Raw genomic sequence first — 22,023 nt, 5'->3', positions numbered from 1 at the left:
CGGTCGTGGCAAAGGGTAAACTAGCCTGTCCCTCTATCGGTTTTGTATGTCCATGTCGCAACTCAATTCCAAACTGCTCGCCCAACAACCCAAAGAAATCCAGCGTCTGATCAATTACACAGACGCGCTGGTGCGTTCCGGCTCGCAGATCGAAGATCGCTACTGGCAAGGGCTGACCGCTCAATTGCTGGACAAGCTCTATAGCGGACGCCGCAATACAGCCGTTGAACAGACACTGGAACTGCTGGGCAGCCAGCAGCAAAACCAGCATTATGAAATTTTGATGGAACTGGCCGAGTCCCACGCCGAATGCCAGCAAATCGAGCATGACGGCGTGCTGTACGACGCGCTGCTGTTTTCGGCCCCGCTGACTGCCTGGACGCGCTATCAACTGCCCCAAGGCACACTCAAGCCACAACAGCACAAGGAACTGGAAGAAGCCTTGCGCGCTACCGTGCTGGCTGAAGGCACGATGTGTGCCCTGCTGCCCAATCTGGTCAATTACGACGAGATGCCCCAGACCTACCAGCAAGCTTACGCCTGGACGCGCAGCCTGACCGCGCAAGCCCTGGGCCGCAGCCAGGAACCTGCCCCGCTGAACAAGCCGGAAGAAGCCAGCAGCCTGTTGGCCGACGCCCGCTTTCTGATTGGCGTGGTCATGGCCCCGGTCGGCCAGCCTCTGTTTCGCTGGCAACAATCCAGCGACAATCTGCAAGCCGATCACCTGCGTTGGGTAGAACAATGGGTGGAGCGTTATTCCGCCATTGTCACGCCGTTGTTTACCGGCTGCCAGCTGCAATTCCTGGCCCCCAACGCCTACTACGTCAATAACCGCGAGTCGGACCGCGAGATTCGCCCACTGGCCCTGAAGGCTGGCATCACCTGGCTGCAAACAGCGGTGAAACTCCCGCCCGACCATTTGCGTGCGGTCATCGTCGCTTGCGGCGAAGAGCAGATCGAAGAATATCGCGTGGGCTTTAGCACCATTTCCTCGCCCACCGTGATTTATGGCTGTATCTGGCCGGTGTTGAGCCAGGAGGAGGCCGAGTCCTCTTTCCACAGCGATGACCATATCGACATTCCGGACGTGATTGCCGCCCTGCTCAGCACCCTGGGCCTGGTGCAGATTCAGCGCCTGCCCGGTCTGCACTCTACCGAGACCTGCGACGACTGCAACGCCCCCTTCTTCCCGGACATTAACGGCGAGATGCAGCACCCGGAACTGCCGGACGAAATCGATCTGGACCCCGTACAGCTGCACTAAATTGAATACCGCTCCTGTTTCCCAGCCTGTATCCATAGACCTGTTTTGCCGTGTTATCGACAATCTGGGGGATATAGGCGTGTGCTGGCGCCTGGCCCGTCAGTTGGCTGCCAAACCCGAGGTCGCCCAGCTACGCCTGTGGGTGGATGACCTGCACAGCTTCAGCCGCATTCAGTCCGAAGTACAAAGCGGCCTGCAAAGCCAGCAATTGCAAGGTGTGGATATTGAACACTGGCACGATGCGCGCCAGGACTACCCCGCACCTCACCCCTTTGTGATCGAAGCCTTTGCCTGCGAGCCGCCCGAAACCATGACAAGGCAACTGACGGCAGACAAGCATGTGTGGATCAATCTGGATTACCTGAGCGCCGAGCCCTGGGTGCAAGGCTGCCACGGCCTGCCATCCCCACAAGCAAACGGGGCCAACAAGTATTTCTTTTTCCCCGGTTTTGTCCCCCAAACAGGAGGCCTGCTGCGTGAAAGCGATCTGCTGGCCCGCCGCGATGCCTTTCAACAGGACGATGCTGCCTACCACGCCATGCTGAACCGCTTGGGCGTGGCGCAGGAACACATTCAAGCCCTGCTCCAGGGCGAGATGCAGCAAATGTTCCTGTTCTGCTATCCCGATGCGCCCGTGCTGGCCCTGCCCGAGGTGCTATCCACGCGACAGCAGAAAACCTTGCTGCTGGTGCCCGAGTCGGTTGCCCAACGCATCCCGGATCTGGAGCAAGGCCATTTGCTGGTACAGCGTATCCCTGCTGTGAACCAGGCCGACTTTGATGCCCTGCTCTGGCGCAGCGCACTGAATATCGTACGCGGCGAGGACTCCCTGGTGCGCGCCATCTGGGCCGGTCAACCCATGCTGTGGCAGCCCTACGTACAGGAAGAACAGGCCCATCTGGACAAGCTGCAAGCCTGGCTGGATACCGGCAATCTACCCGAGCCGGTTCAAGCCCTGCATCTGGCCTGGAGCAGTGCGGATCAGAGCGGCGCGGCCGCTGCCTTGAGCCGCTGTCTGGAACCGCAGGTGTTGCGTCTATGGCACCAAGAAGCCCGTGCATATAGTGCAAAACTGGCTGAACAAGCCGATTTGGCCAGCAGTTTGCTGAGTTTTTACACCCAAGTCGCCCGAAAACGCTAAAATAACCGATTACCTCTTAAAAGCTCCCTGACACTGCGTTTGGCGGAGCCTGTCCCATTCGGAGTTTTTTTAATGAAAACCGCACAAGAACTGCGCGTTGGTAACGTCGCGATGGTCAATGGCGACCCTCTGGTCGTTCAGAAAACGGAATACAACAAATCCGGTCGCAACTCCGCCGTTGTCAAACTGAAGTTCAAGAACTTGCTGACCGGCTCGAACAGCGAAGCCGTGCACAAAGCCGACGAAAAATTTGAAGTTGTTCAGCTGGAAAAGCGCGAATGCACTTACTCCTACTTCGCTGACCCCATGTACGTCTTCATGGACGAAGAGTACAACCAGTACGAAATCGAAGCCGAAAGCATGGGCGACGCCCTGGACTACCTGGAAGAAAACATGTCCGTTGAGGCCGTTTTCTACGAAGGTCGTGCTATCTCGGTTGAGCTGCCCACCATCATCGTGCGCGAAATCACCTACACCGAACCTGCCGTGAAAGGCGATACCTCCGGTAAAGTGCTGAAACCCGCCAAGATCAACACGGGCACCGAAATCAGCGTGCCTTTGTTCTGCAACATCGGTGACAAGATCGAAATCGACACCCGCACTGGCGAATACCGCAGCCGCGTGATGTAAGAAAGGCGCAGTGCCGCCCAGTGCGGTACACGCAAAAAAAGGGGCTGTTTTTACAGCCCCTTTTTGTTGCCTGCCAGATTACTAAAAATACTGAGCAACCGAGAAAGAGGCAGCATTCACTTAGCACCAAAATACTTATCTGCCCCTTGCTCTTAGCACAGCATTACCTCACCCCAAACGCCTCCTCAAAAATCCCCATAATCGTCTTCTTATCCGTCTGAATTGGATTAGTCGCACCACAAACATCCTTGAGCGCGTTATCTGCCAGAACCGGGAAATCTTCTCGCTTCACGCCCAGTTCTTCCAGCGACTTCGGTATCCCCACAATATCCGCCAGCTTTTTAATCGCTGCGATGACATCCAGGCCTTTCAGATCTGCATTGTTATCCGATAGCAACTTGCCGATTTCATTCAGGCGCTCCCCCGCCACCTGCATATTGAAAGCCTGCACATGCGGCAGCAGCAGTGCATTACAAACACCGTGCGGCAGGTCGTAGAAGCCGCCTAGCTGGTGCGCCATCGCATGTACATAACCTAGCGAGGCGTTGTTGAATGCCATCCCTGCCAGGAACTGCGCATAGGCCATTTGTTCACGGGCTTTTTTGTTGTGTGGCTCGCGCACGGCAGTTGGCAGGTATTTGGCGATCAGCTCTACCACTTTCACCGCACAGGCGTCGGTGATAGGAGTGGCGATCGTGGAAACGTAGGCTTCGACTGCATGGGTCAGAGCATCCATACCGGTGGCAGCGGTTAAGGATGCAGGCATCCCTTCCATCAGGTCGGAGTCGTTCACTGACAAGAAAGGAGTGATGTGGCGGTCGATGATCGCCATTTTTACGTGGCGGGTTTCATCGGTGATGATGGTGAAGCGTGTCATTTCCGATGCCGTGCCTGCTGTGGTGTTGATAGCCAGCAGTGGCAGTTGCGGCTTGGCGGATTTATCCACGCCTTCGTAGTCGGCAATCTTGCCGCCGTTGCTGGCAACCAGGGCTACGCCTTTGGCACAGTCGTGAGAAGAGCCGCCGCCCAGGGACACAATCAGGTCTGCGCCGTGAGCTTTCAAGGCATCCAGGCCTGCATTGACGTTACCTACGGTGGGATTGGGCTGCACCTTATCAAAAATCGCGGTGTCGATGCCCTGTGCGGTCAGCTTGTCGGCTACCAATTGGGCCATACCCAGCTTGGCCAAATCGGCATCGGTGATGATCAAGGCTTTTTTGAAGCCCATTTTCCCGATAATCGGCATGGCCTGATCCAGCGCGCCGGGGCCCAGGATATTGTGCGAGGGGATAAAGAATTCCGAGACTGTCATTGTGCGTATTCCTTATGGATGATCGAAGAGATTCCTTGCGGCCCTCTGGGATAAACACATAGCAAGCGCGCAAGAAGGGCATCCCCCCATATTGCATGGGGGGAGGTCTGACAACACTACGAATAGATCAAGAGATCAGAAGAAGCCCAGGGCGTTCGGGCTGTAGCTGACCAGCAGGCACTTGGTTTGCTGGTAGTTATTGAGGGCCATCTTGTGGGTTTCGCGACCGATGCCGGATTGCTTGTAGCCACCAAAAGCGGCGTGAGCTGGGTACAGGTGATAGCAGTTGGTCCAGACGCGGCCAGCTTCAACACCACGGCCTACACGGTAGGCACGCGAGCCGTCGCGGCTCCAGACGCCAGCACCCAAACCAAACTCGGTGTCGTTGGCGATGGCGATGGCTTCTTCTTCGTCCTTGAAAGTGGTCACAGCGGCCACCGGTCCGAAGATTTCTTCCTGAAAGGTACGCATGCTGTTTTTACCCAGCAGCATGGTGGGGCTGATGTAGTAGCCATTATCCAGACCCTGGCCCAGACGGTTGCGTTCGCCACCGGTCAGAGCTTGTGCGCCCTCTTCCCGACCGATATTGATGTAGCCCAGGATGCGCTCCATCTGTTTCTCGGACACCTGCGCACCTACCATCGTCCCGGCATTGAGCGGATTGCCGGTCTGAATACGTTTGACTCGCTCTACGGCGCGCTCAATAAAGCGTTCGTAGATGGACTCCTGAATCAGGATGCGCGATGGGCATGTGCAAACTTCACCTTGGTTCAAAGCGAACATGCTCAAGCCTTCCAGGGCTTTGTCCAGGAAAGCATCATCAGCCTGCATCACGTCTTCAAAGAAGATGTTGGGGCTCTTGCCGCCCAGCTCGACAGTCGCGGGGATCAGGCGGTCGGCTGCTGCGTGCAGGATCTCTCGGCCGACAGGTGTGGAGCCGGTGAAGGCGATTTTGGCAATGCGCTTGGAGTTGGCCAAGGCATGGCCTGCTTCTTTACCGTAGCCGGTGACCACGTTCAGTACGCCAGCAGGCAGAAGATCACCGATGATTTCCATCAGCAGCAGGATGGAAGCGGGGGTTTGCTCGGCGGGTTTCAGGACGATGGGGCAACCGGCAGCCAGGGCAGGCGCCAGTTTCCAGGCAGCCATCAGCAGCGGGAAGTTCCAGGGGATGATCTGGCCGACGACGCCGATAGGCTCGTGGAAGTGGTAAGCGACCGTGGTGCTGTCCACATCCGAAATGCTGCCTTCTTGTGCGCGCAGGCAACCGGCAAAGTAGCGGAAATGGTCGACCGCCAGGGGCAAGTCAGCCGCACGGGTTTCACGAATGGGTTTGCCGTTGTCGATGGTCTCCGCCACCGCCAGGCGTTCCAGGTTTTGTTCGATACGGTCCGCAATGCGCAGCAAAACGGCGGAGCGCTCGGCAGGCGGGGTATTGGCCCACTGGTGGCGCACCTTGTGCGCGGCGTCCAGAGCCAGGTCAATGTCCGCTGCACCCGAGCGGGCTACCTGGCAAAACACCTGCCCGGTGACGGGCGAGACGTTATCAAAATACTCGCCTTCGACCGGCGGCACCCAACGTCCACCAATGTAGTTGTCGTAACGGGACTTGAAGGGGAATTCCAGATCCAGGCCCATGGATTTGAGATCGGACAGATTCATGATGTCTCCTTATTGATTTAGTTCGGTGCCACAAGACGTGCACCGCAGGGAAAGGTTAGGGGTGCCTTTATCCTGATTTAACTAAAGCAAATAACGTGCCAAACTAGCTAGCGATTGTCCCGACTCGATCCTGAGCTCGCCCGCCTCCATAATGGAACGACCTCCAGTCGCAGGCTGCGACAACTACTGTCGCAAAACGCGAGCACTGTCGCAGAATGCGACACCCCTCCCGGAGCACACTCATGACTTCTCTACACTCGTTTTGCCCGCAGACCAACGAAACCATGTGGCGTCAGTCCTGGGAGCGCTGTCAGACGATGGAGTCGGAGTTAAGCGCGGAACCTCGGGACATGAGCCAAGGTGCGCTGCGACAGTTGCTGGAACAACAGCATCACTTGTTGCATCACTCCTCGGCAGCGGTACAGGATCTGGCGGCGCTGGTGCACCCGCATCGCAGTCTGGTTTTATTGTGCGACGCACAAGGCACGGTCCTGCAACAGGCGGGCGATCCGCATTTTCTGCAACGGGCCGAGCAGGTTGCCTTGCGTGCAGGCGTAAGCTGGGCCGAGAACCATCGCGGCACAAATGCAATTGGCACCGCGCTGTTCTGCGCGCAGCCCATCAAGATTCACGGCAGCCAGCACTATCTGCCTGACAACCGGATTCTGAGCTGCCATGCCGCCCCCATTTATGACCCTTATGGTCAGATCATTGGGGTGCTGGATATTTCCGGGCCTTCGGAGCTGGAGCATCACTACGCGCTGGATTTGGCGCAGCTGTACGCCCGCCAGATCAGCCGCCAGATGCTGGAGTCGCTGTGCACGCCGTCCCGCCGCCTGCTGCATCTGCATACCGACCCCGGCCTGCTCAATAGTGCTTTTAGTGGTCGACTGGTTCTGGAGGACGACACGATTGTGGCTGCCGATGAATTGGCCGCCCGCATGCTGCGCCAGGACTGGCAGGAGCTGCCCGGCCAGGATTTAAGTTCGGTACTGGAACAGGCAAAAAGCACGAGTCGGTCCGTAACGCTGCACCTGAGCACGGCCGCCAAAGCCCCGGCTCCGGCCCGCGCGGTGCAAGCTCAGACCGAGACAACAGAAACAACACAACTGTCCCCTCAACAGGAAAAGGCGCTGGAACCGGCGTTGCGAGCCATGCAAATGGGCCTGTCCATCTTGCTCAGCGGCCCCAGCGGCTCGGGCAAGGAGCGTATGGCGCGTGAGCTGCATCGCCGTCACAAGTCCCAGTCCGGTCCTTTTGTGGCGATTAACTGCGCCGCCCTGCCCGAAACCCTGATTGAAGCCGAGCTGTTTGGTTATGAAGCCGGTGCGTTTACAGGTGCACGCCGTCAGGGCTATGCAGGCAAATTGCGTCAGGCCCATGGCGGTGTGCTGTTTCTGGATGAGATTGGCGATATGCCTGTAGGCTTGCAAAGCCGTCTGCTGCGAGTCCTACAAGAGCGCGAGGTGCAGGCACTGGGCTCGGAACGCACACACAGGCTGGACTTCCAGCTGATCAGCGCCAGCCATCAGCCGCTGGAAAAACTGGTACGTGATGGCCGCTTCCGTGCCGACCTGTACTTCCGCCTGCAAGACTATATCTGCACAGTCCCCAGCCTTAGAGAACGGAACGATCTGGGCGACTACATTTCCAGAGAACTGGCCGTTCTGGCACAAGGCCAGGCTGCGCCCCAGCTACATCCCGAAGCACTGCAGAAACTGCAGGACTACGACTGGCCGGGCAATTACCGCCAATTACGATCGGTGTTGCTGCAAATTATTGTGCAGGATACGCCGGGACGTCTGTGGTTGGCCCAGGACCTGCCTGCCTTGCCATGCTTGAATGCCGAGCACCCGGTGCCGGCTCAAGAGCCTGCCGCCCCGGCAGCCCGGAATATCACGGAATCAACCCTCCTTGCCGCCCCCAAGCCACAAACCCTGAAGGAACAGGAATACGCCGCCGTGCAGCAGGCTTTGGAACAACATCGGGGAAATATTTCACGGGCGGCGCGATCCTTGGGACTGCATCGCAGCACCTTGCATCGCAGACTGAAAGAAATGTCGCTGCTAATTACTGCAGACGGTCATCATCCAGAAAGTCCGGAATCGGCATGGCAATAATGCCGTCGTCGGCCAGTTCCTGATATTCCTGCGCCGTGGCCTGACCACGGATTGCGCGCGGTTCAATATCGCCTTCGTGCATGCGACGCGCTTCCTGGGCAAACTGGGTGCCCACATTGTCCGACTTGCGTATCACCGAACGCAGCTCTTGCAAGAGCTGGCCTTGAATCGCCCGCATTTGCTCTTCAGTAGGCATGGTTGAGGGCAAAGGCGGTGGAACCGGGGCACTGACTGGAGCGCTGATGCTTTCCTGCGCTCCTACATTGATACGTGGCGCTGAAAGCTTGCGTTTGACCTCGTGGCTGTCGCAGACGGGGCAACACAAGAACCCACGACTGATCTGCTCATCGTAACTTTCGCGTGAGCTAAACCAACCCTCGAACACATGGCCGTGTTCGCATTCAAGATCAAAAACCTTCAGACTCATAATGTGTGTATCAATGGGCGGACAGACCGCCGTATTGTGACATAGAAGTACCGGACTAATTATGGCAAGTCCGGCAGGTGACGCGACTTAACGGGGTACAGCGGCCAGCAAACGCTGCGTCAGTTCTTCCTGCGGATGGAACAGAACGTGCTGTGCACTGCCCTGCTCCACGATACGCCCCTTGGCCATGATAGCAATTCGGTCGGCCAGATACTCCACAACCCCGAAATTATGGGTAATGAACAAATAAGCCAGACCCAGTTCCATCTGCAATTCGCGCATCAAATCCAGAATCTGCGCCTGCACGGACACGTCCAGGGCCGAGGTCGGTTCGTCGCAAATCAGAACGGCGGGCTCAACCGCCAAAGCCCGCGCAATGGCGATGCGCTGACGTTGCCCACCAGAGAACTCATGCGCGTAACGATCCAGGGCGTTCTTGGGTAGACCGACTTGGTCCACTAAAGTTTCAATTCGCTTGCGACGCGCCTTGGCATCCAGCTCGGGACGCAGCGCCGTCAGACCTTCCAGGAGGATATCGCCCACCATCATGCGTGGGTCCAGCGATCCATACGGGTCCTGAAAAATGATCTGCAAGCGTGAGCGCAATTGCCGCAAGGCCTTGCCTTTCACTTGCAGGACGTTCTGCCCCTGCATCTGCACCTGACCACTGATCTGCGCCTGGTGATCCAGCAAGCGCATCAAGGTGCGCGCAACCGTGCTTTTACCGCAGCCCGACTCACCGACCAAAGCCAGGGTTTCGCCCTTATGCAGTTGCAGGCTCAAGTCTTTGACCACGGGAATCACGGGCAGGCGTCGCCACCAGGAGCCAGCCTGCTTATAGGAAACGGACAAGCCCTGAATATCCAGCACCAGCTCTTTGCCGTTCCTGCGTGGAGCTACGGCTTCGATAGGCGCAATGGCGCGGGACAAAGGGCGTCCGCGCTTTTCAAAAGTGGGAATGGCATCCAGCAATTCACGGGCATACGGATGGCTGGGGCGCAGAAAGAACTGACTGGCCAGCCCAGCTTCCACAATTTGGCCGTGCCGCATCAAGGCCACATAGTCGGCGTACTGCTTTACCAGCAGCAAATCATGCGTAATCAGCAAGATAGCCAGGCCCATCTCTTTCTGTATATCGGCCAGCAGCTGCAAGATCTGCGCCTGAACCGTCACATCCAGCGCGGTGGTTGGCTCGTCAGCCACCAGCAAATCGGGCTCTGCCGCCAGGGCAATCGCAATCATGATGCGTTGCTTCTGGCCGCCGGAGAACTGGAGTGGAAAATCGTCGTAGCGCTGGGCGGCGCCGGGAATGCCGACACGCTCCAGCCATTTTATGGCCGTTGCCCTCTCCTGCCCGGCAGGGACCACAGCATGACGACGAATCACCTCACTGATCTGCCGGCCAATGGACATGACCGGATTCAGGCTGGTAGACGGCTCCTGAAAAATCACGCTGATGCGTTTACCGCGCACATCCTGCATTTGTTGTTCAGGCAAAGGCGGCAATTCCAGCCCGTCCAAGGCAATTTGTCCGGACTGCATCCAGGCAGCTTCGGGCAAGAGGCGCAGGATCGCCATGGCTGTCATGCTTTTGCCGCAGCCGGACTCCCCCACCAAAGCAAAGGTTTCACCGCGCTGCACGGCCAAAGACAGATTGCGCACCACACTTTGCACACCCGCATCGGACTGCACACGCAGTTCCAGACCCTCGATATTCAGCACGGCAGGCGTGGCGGAGGGCTTCACGGCGGAGACATTTTCAAGCTCACTCATACCTTGGCTCCTCCTGTGCGACGTACTCGCAAAGCCTTGAAGCGGCGGGTGCGAGGATCAAAGGCTGTTTGCACCGCATCGGCAAAAATGTTCGCTGAGAGAACCAGCCCCAACATCATCACAAAGGCCCCAGCCAAGCCCCACCAGATAATCGGATCGCGGGACAATTCGCTGCGGGCGGCATCAATCATGCGTCCAAAAGAGGGCATGCTGGGGTCCACACCAATGCCCAGATAAGACAGCACGGCCTCATACAGCACCAGACCGGAGAACTCCAGAATCAGGGTGATCAGCACAATGTGCATGACGTTAGGCAGCAGGTGGCGGAACATGATGCGCAAATGGCTGACGCCAAATGCTTGGGCAGCCTGAACATAATCCAGCTCGCGCAGTTTCAGCACCTCGGCACGTAGCAGACGACACAGGCCCGCCCAGCCGGTCAGGCCCAGAATCAGACACAGCATGAACAAACGCAGATCGGCGCGAGCAGCCACGGTGTCGAAGCTGTCGGGATGGGTGTCGATATAGACCTGCATCATCAACACGCAAGCGGCGATCAGCAGCACGCCAGGGATGGAGGTCAGCGTGGTGTAAATGTATTGAATGACATCATCTACCCAGCCGCGGAAGTAGCCGGCAGCCAAGCCCAGAATGATGGCAGGCGGCAGCATGGCGAAGGTGGTCAAGGTGCCAATCACCAAAGCGGTGCGCACGCTTTTCAAGGCTTGCCAGATGATGTCGTTACCCGTGCGGTCGGTGCCCAGCACGTAGTAATTCGCGCTAAGACTCACAACCAGGCATAGCACGATCACCAGCACGCAGGCACTGAACCACACCAAGCGCCAACTCACTAAACCCTGCCCCTGCCACCAGTACCGCCAGGCCGCGCCCCAGCCCGGCTCCATGGACTGCTTGCGCCCCCACAGTGTCAGCAAGACAGCCAGCACCACGCTGCCCAGAAGTCCCCAGACCAAGCCTTTCAGACTGAGCTGGAGAATATCCTGTTGGTGTTCCTCGGGCGTATCCATGCCAACCCCGGCATTGACCAGACGCGGGAAGTCTCGCACGGGCTTGCCGTCAATCAACATGCTTTCTTTGGTCAGCTGAAAACGGGCCAAGGGAGCTGAATAGGTTTTCTCCACCTCGGTCAGACCTGCCATCTTCAACACATCGTCAAGGGCTGAACGGGCCACAGGTGCATAACTGGGTGCGCTGGCTTCCTGCCCGGGAGCTGCAGGCAAAAGCGGCCGATAATGAATGGAGTCCAGCAAACCAACCAGCAGGAAAAAGACCAGAAAAACCGCGGCACACATGGCCGATGGCGTACGCGCCACACTGGCCCAGGCCGAGCGCAAGGCGGGACGCTTGACGACACGCCAGGTATAGACCGCCATGGCCAGGAACAGTGCCAGCACAAAGGTATCGGTCCAGAGAAAGACGAACTGTGGCATGGCGGGCTCAACTGAAACGAATGCGGGGGTCGACCAAGGTGTAGGAGATATCGGCCAGAATCAAACCGGCGATATAAAGCATCGATCCTAAAAACACCATGGCACGCACAATGGAGAAGTCCTGGGCATTGATGGCATCAATGGTGAAGCTGCCCAGACCCGGAATACCAAAAAAAGACTCGGAGATCAGGCTGCCCATGAACAGCAAGGGCAAGGCCGAGACGGTGCCCGTCAGAATGGGCAATAGCGCATTGGGCAAAACGTGGCGGAACAGGACGGTGGACTCCGTCAGCCCCTTGGAGCGCGCCGTACGCACATAATCACGGCTGGCCTCTTCCAGGAACAGGCTGCGGTAAAAGCGGGATTCTGCGCCGATTCGCGACAAAATCCCCACCAGCACCGGCAAGACCAGAAAGCGCCAGTTATCCATCCCTTCCACCCAGCCCGAGAACGGCACCCAACGCAGGACCCGTGCAAACAGCCACTGCCCGGCGATGATGTAGAACAAGCCCGAAATGGACATCAGCACCACGCACAGCACGACGGCGGAAAAATCCAGTCGGGTTCCCCGGAAGAACACCATCAGCAAGGCAAAGCTGATGCACACCCATAAGCCTAAAAAGAAGGTGGGCAAGGCCAGCGCCAGACTGGGCCCCATACGTTGCTTGATCTGATAGGCAATATCCTGCCCCTGATCAGACAAACCAAAATCCAGGCGCAACAAAGGAACCGAGCGCTCGTAGAAAATCGTGTCGGTAAAGGTTTTGGAGCCTTCCGCCTGCGCGTTATAAAACAGCGGCTTGTTATAACCGCGCTCTGCCTTCCAGTTTTCAATGGCCGTCTGGCTGACGCGCTGCCCACCAATGGACAAGCGGGCCATATCGTCGGGCGTGTTCACGGCAAAGAACAGCACAAAGGTCAGCAGATTGACCCCGACCAGAATCAGCACGCCGTACAGAATGCGCCGCAGCATATAGGAAAACATCAGTCTTTCTCCTTGCGCAGAGCCACGTGGCGACGACGCGCCTGAGCCTGCGAGCGCACGACCCACACCAGAATCAAGGCCAGCAAACCCAGCGGAATGGCGGGCCACCAGACAGGGCCGTTCCAGCGATCAATGCGCTCCACACGCTGTTCGGGGTCGATACGGTAATACTGGATGCTGTCGCGCACCATCATGGACGGCTTGGCATTGCGCACCCAGCTTTGATACGCACCGCCCGCATTGGGCACATAGCCAAACATCCAGGGGGCATCGTGCTGAACCAGATGGATCATCTGCTGTACCACTGCCTGTTTGTCCGGGCCATCGTTCAGAAAACGCATTTGCTCGTACAGGCGATCAAACTCGGCGCTTTGGTAATTGGCGGCGTTTTCACCCCCAAAATCTTTCTTGGCCTGGGGGCCATACAGCAAGGTGAAGAAGTTTTCCGCATCCGGGTAGTCGGCTACCCAGCCCCAAAGGAATAGCTGTGCCGCGCCGCGTTTCATCTTGTCCTGAAAGCGGTTGTAGTCGGTGGCGCGCACTTCCAGCTGCAAGCCTACCTGGGCCAGCTGACGGCGCATCCAGTCAACCGTGGCATCCGAGCCCATGCCCATCATGGAGTCGTAATACAGAATCAAGGGCTTGCCGGTACGGCTGTCCCGTCCATCGGGATAGCCCGCCTGTCGCAGCAAATCGCGGGCTTCGTCCAGGCTGCGGCGTTTCACCACGCCATTGTCCTTGGTGTAGACATAAGGGTTGGCGCCTTGTGGCAGCGGCTGGTAACCCGGTACGCCGGGCGGCAAAGGACTATGCGCGGCTTCCCCCTGGTCGTTCATGAAAATGGAAACGTATTGCTCCCAATCGAACACAATGCTGATGGCCAAACGCAGCTTGCGGTTTTTCTCGAACTGCTCGGGCGTGTCGCCCTGACCGACCACTGGGTCGTGCCAGTTAAAGCCCATATAAAACAATTGCGCTTCGGGAGCCGTGCGCAATTGCAGGCCACGCTCTTGATACAGATTGGCTTTGTCTACCGAGTCCTGTGCAGCCACCGTCATGGCGACGCCGTATTCGCCCCGCTCCACCTGCGGAATGTCGTAATAGCCTTGCAGGAACTTGCCCATCAAGGGAACGCTCTCTTTCTCCAAAGAGAACACCACTTTATCCAGGAAAGGCATGGGTTTGCCGCAATCCTCCAGCAGTCCCGCCTCCTGGTCGCCCGGCTCACCTACGCAGGGGTAGGGTTCGCCCCGGTAATTGGGGTTGCGGCTCAGGACATGACGGCGGTTGGTCAAGGACTCCGTCAGCATGAACGGACCCGTGCCCACCGGCCAGCTATCCAGCGTCAGATTGTGCTGCGCCATGCGCGGCTGGCTGTAGAAGCGCTCGGCCTCCCAGGCCATGGGCGCGGTAAAAGTCATGGCCAGCCAGTACTTGAACTGCGGATACTTGCCATTCACCTCGATGCGCAAGGTGTGTTTATCCAGCGCTCGCACGCCCGGCAAGGTGAAGGGCCGTAAATCCAGCCATTGCGGACGCGGCTCCTGCTTGTCGACACGGGCCAGTTCTTCGCTGAACTCCTTGAAGCCCCGTATATGCTCGGCCATCACACCCAGCACAGGGGAAGCCAAACGCGGGCTGGCCAGACGCTTGAAGGCGTAAACGTAATCGTGAGCCGTCAGCTCGCGCGAGCCGGTATGGGCGAAGTCAGCAATGCTGAAGGCCTCGTTCAGATCCGGCGCTCGCATGGGGTAATAACGAAACTCACCCTGCTCATCCAAGGCAAAAGCCGGATGCGGCTGAAAGCGAATGCCTTGCTTGATCGGAATATCGTAACGGCTGATGGCTACTTGTTCCCCCGGCACATCGGCAGGCAAGCGATTGCCCTGCTCATCCAGATACACCGGGTCTACCAATTCGGCCGCCGCCTTGGGAATCAGACGATAAGGCCGGTCCAGATAGTGATAGCCGTACAGTGGCTCGTAAATCGAGTAGGTAAACGGCGTCTCGTCACCGGAGTAGGACAAGGCTGGGTCCAGGTGATTGGGAGAACGGGTCGTGAACGCGCTGTACAGCGTGTTTTCTGCTGCACTGTGTTCGTGATAAGGGCTGTTAACGGGCTTGGAGCAGGCTGCCAATCCGACGCACAACAGAGCCAGTCCGAGCCGCCGCAAAGGGCTTAGCATTGCCCTTGCTGCCAGCAGTCATAACGCCATTTCCATGGCGGAACAGGATTGGGCTCGGACCAGATGCCTACACCGGATTCTTTGGCCTCGCGTTCCAGCTGATCAATACGCGGGTCGCGAAGGAAACGGCCACGTTTTTCACGATTGGCCATGGCCATTCCGGCCCGTACCAGTTTCTGATTGGCGGTTTCGCCATCGGCCAAAGGCACATCACATACCGCGCGCCCGTGGCGGTCGCTCTCATAGCAGGACAGGGTCAAGTGTTTGCCGGACACCAAATCCGACAAGAAGCGCCGCGAGGCCACCGCAAAGGGCTGGCCAGGGCGACGGCTGTCTTTGGTGGTTTCGGGGGCATCAATACTGGCCAGACGCACGCGCACCTGCTTGTTATTGCTGGGCAGAATCGTCAGCGTATCGCCGTCGGCTACCCGCACCACGCGCCCGGTCAACTCGAAGTGTTGAGCCTGAACAGGCAAGGCCCAGACAGCCATCACAGCCGTCAAGCCAGCACAAACGGCTGTGCGCCGCGTCAAAGAAGAAAAGCTGGACAGGGAAAACACAGTCATGATGCGGACAACACTCCAGGCGGGTAGCAGAAACTAGGCTAACAAATTATAGATACTGCGCACCGCCTGTCCAGAGCAATGTCCCTAGTAGGCAGGCCTGCGTCAAGACGCCTGCAGGCGGGGCCAGATGCGATGCAAATACCAGGAAGCCTGCTCCACACCTTCCAGCCCGAATACGGCAGCGGGGCCTTCTTGCAGACGATGGGTTGCAAACATATCCGCGACGGCATCGGGAGCTAGTTCGCGCATCAAGCAGGCTTGATAGAGAAGTGCCAGTTTCTGCGTCCAGACACGGCCTCCGGCCTGGGAAACTGTGCTCAACAAATCCTGCGCCGCTTGGCCCAGTTCCGCATCATCTCCCGTACGGGCACGCAAATCCGCCTGCAAGGCCTCCAGGACACCTTCCTGACTCAAGGCGCGCTGCACATCCAGACACATTACATTGCCTGAGCCTTCCCAAATCGAATTGACGGGGGCTTCGCGCAGCAAGCGCGGCATGGGGCCATCCTCGATATAACCGTTACCGCCCCAGGTTTCCATGGCTTCGGCACACAGGGCGATAGCCCGACGGCATACCCAGAACTTGGCAGCCGGGGCCAGCACGCGTAGCACCGCCTGCGCCACGGGATCATCGGCCCGCTCCTGCAAATCCACCAGGAACAGGGCCAGATGAGTGGCGGCTTCGCTTTCCAGGCTCATGTCCAGCAGTACCGCCTGCATCAAAGGCTGCTCGATCAATTGTTTACCAAAGCAGCGTCGGTGCTGACAGTAATGCAGGGACTGCACCAAGGCTTGTCGCATCAGGGCGGCGCTGCCCAGCACGCAATCAATACGGGTACGGGCGGCCATTCCGGCCAGCAGCGCAATACCACGACCGGCTTGGCCCACGCGCCAGGCCAGCGCACCGTCAAAATCAATTTCGGCACTGGCGTTGGAGCGGTTGCCCAATTTATCTTTCAGCCTGCGTATATAACGGCGATTCAAGCCGTATTCGGTGTAGCGCGGCATCAAGAAACACGAAAACTGCTCGTGCTCGCGCGCCAATACCAGATGCCCGTCCGCCTGCGGCACAGAAAAAAACCATTTGTGCCCGTAAAGACGAAAAGCCTGGGCCTCGGGATGGGCTTCGGTAGTGCAGCCGCGCAGATCCGAGCCGCCCTGCATTTCCGTCATGCCCATGCCCAGCAGCACGCTGCTTTTTTCTGCCATCGACTGATGAGAAGAGTCGTACTGATTGATGTCCAGCTTGGCGGCCCATTCCTGAAACGGCTCAGCCTGTAATAAAGGCGCAGCGGCACGCGTCATGGTCAAGGGACACAAAGTGCCCGCCTCGATCTGACCATGCAGGTAAAAACCCATGGCCCGTTGCAAATGCTGACCGGGCTGGGGCTGATGGGGCCAGATATGCAGGCCCTGCTCCATGCCCAGACTCATCAAATGATGCCAGGAGGGATGAAAATCCACCTGATCGACTCGTTGCCCTTGAGCGGACCAGCCTCGCCATTGCGGAGGTTGACGATTAGCCAAGGCGCCTTGCTCGCGCCAATGGGCAGAGCCCAGTTTCTTGCCGTAGTCCGCCAGACTTTGCCGGGCCTCGTCGCTGGCCAGTTTGCTTTGCCAATGTTGTAAAGCCGGATCTTCGCCAAACAGATCATCATCCATCAAATCCGGCACCTGATTCTGTAACTGCTGTTCCAGACCCATCTCGCCTCCTTGATTTCGGCCTTGTCGCTCTTTGCTTCAGGCTAGAGCCATTTGGCCTTTTTGAATTTCCAGTACAAAAATCCGCAAACGCTGCCCATCAGGCCCAAGGCCAGCGGGTAGCCCAGCGTCCATTCCAGCTCGGGCATGAATTTGAAGTTCATGCCGTAAATCCCCGCCACCGCGGTCGGCACAGCCAGAATGGCCGCCCAGGCCGCCAGCTTGCGGGTGGTATCCGTCTGCTGCATCTGACCTATCATCAAGCCGCCCTCAAAGGCGAAGGCCAGGGCTTGCCGCAGGCTGTTAATAAATTCAGAAGTACGGGCAATGCGGTCTGCCACTTCACCAAAATACGCCCGGCTTTCTGCATCCACATACGCCAGCTCGATGCGCGACAAACGACGGCTTAGCTCCGCCAAAGGCGTCACCGCGTTATACACACGCAGCAAATCGCGTCGTAAACGATAAATACGCCGCACATCGTTTTCCTTGAAGCCCCGAATCAGGAATTGCTGTTCAATAGCTTCTACCGCCTTTTCGGTTTGCTCCAGACAGGTCTGGTACTGGTCCACAATCAGATCCAGCAATTCCGAGGCCACAAAATCACTGCCCCGTTCCAGCAAGGCTGGTGTGCTTTCCAGACGGGAACGCAACTCCAGATAGCTGCTGTTGGAACCGCGCCGTACTGTCAGCAACAAACCATGGGCAATCAGAATCTGCGTAGTACCAAAAAGCGGGCGCAGATCTTTCAGGCCCAGAGTCACCGCCACCACAATCAGGCAATTGCTGAACTCCAGCAATTTGGGACGGCGATGGGGAGCAATCAATTCTTCAACCGCATTGTCGGGCAGGCCCAGCTGCGCCCCCACTTCGCGCAAAGTTGCTTCGCTGGGGTCTTTCAAACCAATCCAGATAAAGCCGTCCTTCAAGGGGTTGTGTGCAGGCAGGTGGTGAATATCCAAGGCCTGAGCAGGCTGGCCAGACTGATAGCGATACGCGGCCACCACAACGTCTTGTGCATCAGGGGCGACCGGAGCTATTTCTTGCATGCTGCCTCCTTGCAGACAAAGCCAATTTTTTTGTTCGATAATAGCACTGGCCTCCCTCCGCGCTGCGAGTGCAGCGACTTGCAAGGAAAGACATGAAATCACGATCCATCCTGTGCCTGGGCACACTGATTATGGCGCTGGGCGTAGGCCTGGGTGCGTTTGGTGCCCACGCACTGCGCTCCATGGTTGATGCGTCAGCCTTGGCGACCTGGCACACGGCCGTGCTGTATCAATTGCTGCATGGTCTGGGCCTGCTGCTGATCGCCGCTTTGGGCCCCCAACTGAATGCGGCCTGGCAGTCTCGCAGTGCGATTCTGATGCTGGCTGGCGTCCTGATTTTTAGCGGCAGCCTGTACATTCTGGTGCTGAGCGGCGTGAAATGGCTGGGCGCAATCACCCCCATTGGCGGGGTGGCCATGATTCTGGCCTGGCTCTTTCTGGCGATTGCCGCCTTGCGTGGCAAGGACAACTGACCCCAGAGCTATTGCCTTCGTATAATGGGGCGCATAGTCTGCCTACCAGGAGCGCTCCGTGTCTGATTCCGCTTTTTCTTTACGCGAATTTACCCGCCAACTGCCCAAGGCCGAACTGCATCTTCATATTGAAGGCACGCTGGAACCGGACTTGATCTTCAAGCTGGCCCAGCGCAATCACATTACGCTGCCCTATCCCGATCAGGCCAGCCTGCACGCCGCCTATCAGTTCACCGACTTGCAGTCCTTTCTGGACCTGTATTACGCCGGAGCCGGTGTCCTGATTACCGAGCAGGATTTCTTTGACATGACCTGGGCCTACTTTCTGCGCGCCCAGGCCGATGGCATTGTGCATACGGAAATCATGTTTGACCCGCAAACACACACGGCACGCGGGATCGCCATGGAAACCGTATTTGCCGGAATTGCCCGTGCCGCTCGCCAGGCCAAGTCCGAACTGGGGATCAGCAGCTATCTGATTCTGAGCTTCCTGCGACACCTGAGCGAAGCCGACGCTTTTGCCACTCTGGAGGCCGCCCTGCCCTCGCGCAATCAGTATGCCGACCTGTGGATTGCGATTGGCCTGGACTCCTCGGAAAAGGGCAACCCGCCCGCCAAGTTCGAAAAAGTCTATGCCCGTTGCCGAGAGCTGGGTTTCCGGCTGGTCGCCCATGCCGGTGAAGAGGGCCCGGCCAGCTATGTACGCGATGCCCTGCAGCTTCTGAAAGTGGAGCGCATCGACCATGGCGTGCGCAGCCAGGACGATCCGGCCCTGATGCAGTATTTGGCCGACCACGCCATTTCCTTGACAGTCTGTCCCCTGTCCAACATCAAGCTCAAGGTGTTTGACAGCCTGCACCAGCACAATCTGAAGCATTTGCTGGATCGCGGCCTGAATGTTTGCGTGAACTCGGATGACCCGGCCTATTTTGGCGGCTATCTGCTGGACAACTATATGCAAACCGCCCAGGCCCTGAATCTGCAGGAAGCCGACTTGCGTACCCTGGCAGCCAACAGCCTGCGCTCTTCCTTTTTACCCAAGGAACACAAACAGGTCTGGCTGAACAAGCTGGAGCACATCCCCGGCAATGACTAAGTCCACGCTGCAACTGCCAAGAACGTTCTTTGCCCGTGATCCGCGTTACGTGGCCCTGGAATTGCTGGGCAAAACCCTGGTTTTGAATGACGAACGCGGGGAGCGCTGCGCCACCATTGTGGAAACCGAGGCTTATCTGGGTCCCCAGGATCAGGCTGCCCACAGCCGTCGCGGTATTACCGAGCGCACACGGCTGATGTTTGGCCCGGCAGGTTACGCCTATGTGTATTTGATTTACGGCCTGCATCACTGCATGAATATCGTCAGCGGCGTGGAAGGTGACGGAACGGCCGTCTTGCTGCGGGCCGCGCAATGGAAGTCACCCGTTGATGGCCCCTCCCTGTCCGGCCCCGGCCGTCTGTGCAAGGGACTGGGTATCGACAAGAGCTATAACGGCGCGGATGCCTGCGGCCCAAGCTTGCATCTGCTGGACGCCCCCGCCCTGCCGCCAGAGCAAATCCTGGTCGGCCCGCGCATCGGTGTGGACTATGCCGGCCTCTGGGCCCAGGCCCCCTTGCGCTACTCGATTGCCCAGCATCCGGAGGTATCGGTCAAGCCGGGCAAAACCACCACAAAACGCAGTGCCAAAGGCCTTAAACGCCCCGCCTAGAACAGGTATTATTAATCCTTCAAGCTGAATGCTTCCCAGCTGTTTTTAAGGATTTCCCATGCGACTCTCCGTACTACTTAGCGTACTTCCCGCCGTTTTGCTCGCTGCTTGCACGGCCACGGGTAATAGCGCACAAACAGGCTCGACCTCTTCGTTCAGCGACTCCTCTGGTGGTCTGTGCAATGCGGACGCCTTGAATCCAGCCGGTCAAACCGCCAGCCAAAGCCAGGTTGAGCGTCTGGTCAAACAGGCCGGTGCAGCCAAAGCTCGCGTCCTGGCTCCGGACCGCATGTACACCACCGACTATGACCCCACCCGTTTGAACATTCGCGTGGACGAGCAGAACAAAATCACCTCCGTTTACTGCGGCTGATCCCTGATGACTCACGAACAAAGCCAACACTTGCTGGACACGCTGTTCGCCCCCTGGGTCCAAGCGTTGAAGCTGCGCGTAGAAAATCTGAACGAAGACGGCGTGGTTCTCCGCCTGCCTTTTTCGGATCAATTGACACACGTGGCCGGTGTGGTCTGCGGTCAGGTGTATATGGCGGCAGCCGATACCGCCATGGTGCTGGCCGTCAGTCAAAGCCTGGGGGAATTTCGCCCCATGACCACGGTTTCGCTGAACACCAGCTTTGTCCGCCCGGTCAGCCAGGGAGATGTGCTGGTGCACGCCCAGGTGCTGAAACGTGGCAAAAGCATGGTCTTTGGCGACATCAAGCTGCTGGACGAGCAAGGTCGACTGGCGGCCCACGCCACCACCACCTACGCGCTCCTGCCGGGCTGATTCCGCCCAAAACCCCCGCCCGCTTTGCAAGACAGACTCTGACACAAAACAATCCGTCCAAGGGTTTGGCATAGCGGGCTTGGCACGACTATCATCGTCATAGCAGGTGAGCCCCGGTATGGTCCTGGGGCCGCTGCCCCGTCCGATTCCTTGTTGATCGCTTTTCTGGAGAAGTTCAAATGGCAAAAGTCCTGGTTCTCTATTACTCCGCCTATGGCCACGTAGAAAAAATGGCCCAAGCGGTTGCCGAAGGTGCACAAAGCGCTGGCGCGACGGTGGACATCAAGCGTGTCCCCGAACTGGTCCCGGAAGCCGTGGCCCAGAAAGCGAATTTCAAGCTGGATCAGGCCGCCCCGGTCGCCACTATTGGCGACCTGGAAAACTACGACGCCATCATTGTCGGCACCGGCACCCGTTTCGGGCGCATCAGCTCGCAAATGGCCAGTTTTCTGGATCAGGCCGGTGGCCTGTGGGCGCGCGGCGCACTCAATGGCAAGGTAGGCGGTGCCTTTACCTCTACCGCCACCCAACACGGCGGGCAGGAGCTGACGCTGCTGTCCATTATTCATAACCTGATGCACTTTGGCATGATCGTGGTGGGCCTGCCCTACAGCTTTGCGGGCCAGACCCTGCTGAACGAAGTCACTGGCGGCAGCCCCTACGGCGCATCCACCATTGCCGGTGGCGACGGTTCACGTCAGCCCAGCCAGAACGAGCTGGACGGCGCCCGCTACCAGGGCCGTCACATCGCTGAAATTGCAATCAAGCTGAAAGGCTAAAACGGAGTACA

Annotated in this window: 20 protein-coding genes; 10 read left to right on the top strand and 10 right to left on the bottom strand. The window is 58.1% G+C overall.

Annotation, left to right across the window (positions count from 1 at the left end; all coding sequences use genetic code 11):
• Nucleotides 1-52 precede the first annotated feature (52 nt).
• The 3 genes from CPY64_RS03800 to efp all read left to right on the top strand — a co-directional run bounded on the left by CPY64_RS03800 (nucleotide 53) and on the right by efp (nucleotide 3,035).
• Nucleotides 53-1,264, top strand: a complete 1,212-nt coding sequence (locus CPY64_RS03800) for a DUF2863 family protein (protein WP_042484464.1) — start codon at nucleotides 53-55, stop codon at nucleotides 1,262-1,264.
• Nucleotide 1,265: 1 nt separating this feature from the next.
• A complete protein-coding gene (earP, locus tag CPY64_RS03795) occupies nucleotides 1,266-2,405 on the top strand; it encodes an elongation factor P maturation arginine rhamnosyltransferase EarP (protein ID WP_157766844.1) in 1,140 nt (379 codons plus the stop codon).
• A gap of 72 nt (nucleotides 2,406-2,477) precedes the next feature.
• Nucleotides 2,478-3,035 carry an elongation factor P gene (gene efp, locus CPY64_RS03790; RefSeq protein ID WP_003802564.1) on the top strand — a complete coding sequence of 186 codons (558 nt, stop codon included), beginning with the start codon at nucleotides 2,478-2,480 and terminating at the stop codon, nucleotides 3,033-3,035.
• A 163-nt stretch (nucleotides 3,036-3,198) separates the two neighbouring features.
• On the opposite strand, the gene CPY64_RS03785 is transcribed toward efp, so the two are convergent.
• Both CPY64_RS03785 and exaC read right to left on the bottom strand, forming a co-directional pair.
• Nucleotides 3,199-4,347, bottom strand: a complete 1,149-nt coding sequence (locus CPY64_RS03785; protein WP_042484097.1) for an iron-containing alcohol dehydrogenase — start codon at nucleotides 4,345-4,347, stop codon at nucleotides 3,199-3,201.
• A 135-nt stretch (nucleotides 4,348-4,482) separates the two neighbouring features.
• Nucleotides 4,483-6,009 carry an acetaldehyde dehydrogenase ExaC gene (exaC, locus tag CPY64_RS03780; protein ID WP_026484276.1) on the bottom strand — a complete coding sequence of 509 codons (1,527 nt, stop codon included), beginning with the start codon at nucleotides 6,007-6,009 and terminating at the stop codon, nucleotides 4,483-4,485.
• Between the two features lie 242 nt (nucleotides 6,010-6,251).
• On the opposite strand from exaC, the gene CPY64_RS03775 reads away from it, so the two are divergent.
• A complete protein-coding gene (locus CPY64_RS03775) occupies nucleotides 6,252-8,129 on the top strand; it encodes a sigma-54-dependent Fis family transcriptional regulator (protein WP_042484094.1) in 1,878 nt (625 codons plus the stop codon).
• Here the strand turns inward: CPY64_RS03775 and CPY64_RS03770 are convergent.
• From CPY64_RS03770 to CPY64_RS03735, 8 genes are all read right to left on the bottom strand, one after another.
• Nucleotides 8,080-8,556 (bottom strand): DUF1178 family protein, encoded by a 477-nt coding sequence (locus tag CPY64_RS03770; RefSeq protein ID WP_042484090.1) that lies wholly within the window; start codon nucleotides 8,554-8,556, stop codon nucleotides 8,080-8,082. The genes CPY64_RS03775 and CPY64_RS03770 overlap by 50 nt on opposite strands.
• 87 nt (nucleotides 8,557-8,643) lie before the next feature.
• Nucleotides 8,644-10,329: an ABC transporter ATP-binding protein gene (locus tag CPY64_RS03765; RefSeq protein WP_042484088.1), complete on the bottom strand. Its 1,686-nt coding sequence runs from the start codon at nucleotides 10,327-10,329 to the stop codon at nucleotides 8,644-8,646.
• Nucleotides 10,326-11,780: an ABC transporter permease gene (locus CPY64_RS03760; RefSeq protein WP_042484084.1), complete on the bottom strand. Its 1,455-nt coding sequence runs from the start codon at nucleotides 11,778-11,780 to the stop codon at nucleotides 10,326-10,328. The genes CPY64_RS03765 and CPY64_RS03760 overlap by 4 nt, the downstream gene beginning before the upstream one ends.
• Nucleotides 11,781-11,787: 7 nt before the next feature.
• Entirely contained in the window at nucleotides 11,788-12,765 is a 978-nt protein-coding gene (locus tag CPY64_RS03755) for an ABC transporter permease (protein ID WP_042484081.1), read from the bottom strand.
• A complete protein-coding gene (locus CPY64_RS03750) occupies nucleotides 12,765-14,951 on the bottom strand; it encodes an ABC transporter substrate-binding protein (RefSeq protein ID WP_042484077.1) in 2,187 nt (728 codons plus the stop codon). Before CPY64_RS03750 ends, CPY64_RS03755 begins: the two co-directional genes overlap by 1 nt.
• On the bottom strand, nucleotides 14,945-15,517 hold the full coding sequence (locus tag CPY64_RS03745; RefSeq protein WP_226791328.1) for a thermonuclease family protein: 573 nt from the start codon (nucleotides 15,515-15,517) through the stop codon (nucleotides 14,945-14,947). Before CPY64_RS03745 ends, CPY64_RS03750 begins: the two co-directional genes overlap by 7 nt.
• A gap of 102 nt (nucleotides 15,518-15,619) precedes the next feature.
• Nucleotides 15,620-17,221, bottom strand: a complete 1,602-nt coding sequence (locus CPY64_RS03740) for an acyl-CoA dehydrogenase family protein (protein ID WP_042484074.1) — start codon at nucleotides 17,219-17,221, stop codon at nucleotides 15,620-15,622.
• A 41-nt stretch (nucleotides 17,222-17,262) separates the two neighbouring features.
• Complete coding sequence (locus CPY64_RS03735) at nucleotides 17,263-18,267, bottom strand: magnesium and cobalt transport protein CorA (protein WP_035275091.1); 1,005 nt, start codon at nucleotides 18,265-18,267, stop codon at nucleotides 17,263-17,265.
• A 92-nt stretch (nucleotides 18,268-18,359) separates the two neighbouring features.
• On the opposite strand from CPY64_RS03735, the gene CPY64_RS03730 reads away from it, so the two are divergent.
• The 6 genes from CPY64_RS03730 to wrbA all read left to right on the top strand — a co-directional run bounded on the left by CPY64_RS03730 (nucleotide 18,360) and on the right by wrbA (nucleotide 22,012).
• Nucleotides 18,360-18,740: a DUF423 domain-containing protein gene (locus tag CPY64_RS03730; RefSeq protein WP_042484071.1), complete on the top strand. Its 381-nt coding sequence runs from the start codon at nucleotides 18,360-18,362 to the stop codon at nucleotides 18,738-18,740.
• 58 nt (nucleotides 18,741-18,798) lie between these two features.
• Nucleotides 18,799-19,836 carry an adenosine deaminase gene (locus CPY64_RS03725; protein ID WP_042484070.1) on the top strand — a complete coding sequence of 346 codons (1,038 nt, stop codon included), beginning with the start codon at nucleotides 18,799-18,801 and terminating at the stop codon, nucleotides 19,834-19,836.
• Nucleotides 19,829-20,446: a DNA-3-methyladenine glycosylase gene (locus CPY64_RS03720; RefSeq protein ID WP_042484065.1), complete on the top strand. Its 618-nt coding sequence runs from the start codon at nucleotides 19,829-19,831 to the stop codon at nucleotides 20,444-20,446. The genes CPY64_RS03725 and CPY64_RS03720 overlap by 8 nt, the downstream gene beginning before the upstream one ends.
• Nucleotides 20,447-20,504: 58 nt before the next feature.
• Nucleotides 20,505-20,819: an I78 family peptidase inhibitor gene (locus CPY64_RS03715; RefSeq protein WP_042484061.1), complete on the top strand. Its 315-nt coding sequence runs from the start codon at nucleotides 20,505-20,507 to the stop codon at nucleotides 20,817-20,819.
• Nucleotides 20,820-20,825: 6 nt separating this feature from the next.
• Nucleotides 20,826-21,233, top strand: coding sequence for a PaaI family thioesterase (locus tag CPY64_RS03710; protein ID WP_026484264.1), 408 nt, complete (start codon nucleotides 20,826-20,828; stop codon nucleotides 21,231-21,233).
• A gap of 179 nt (nucleotides 21,234-21,412) precedes the next feature.
• On the top strand, nucleotides 21,413-22,012 hold the full coding sequence (gene wrbA / locus CPY64_RS03705; protein WP_009457766.1) for an NAD(P)H:quinone oxidoreductase: 600 nt from the start codon (nucleotides 21,413-21,415) through the stop codon (nucleotides 22,010-22,012).
• Nucleotides 22,013-22,023: the final 11 nt, after the last annotated feature.

Origin of the sequence: Alcaligenes faecalis, from assembly GCF_002443155.1 — a bacterium.
GTDB lineage: Bacteria > Pseudomonadota > Gammaproteobacteria > Burkholderiales > Burkholderiaceae_B > Alcaligenes > Alcaligenes faecalis.
This window is presented reverse-complemented; position numbering and strand designations above follow the sequence as displayed.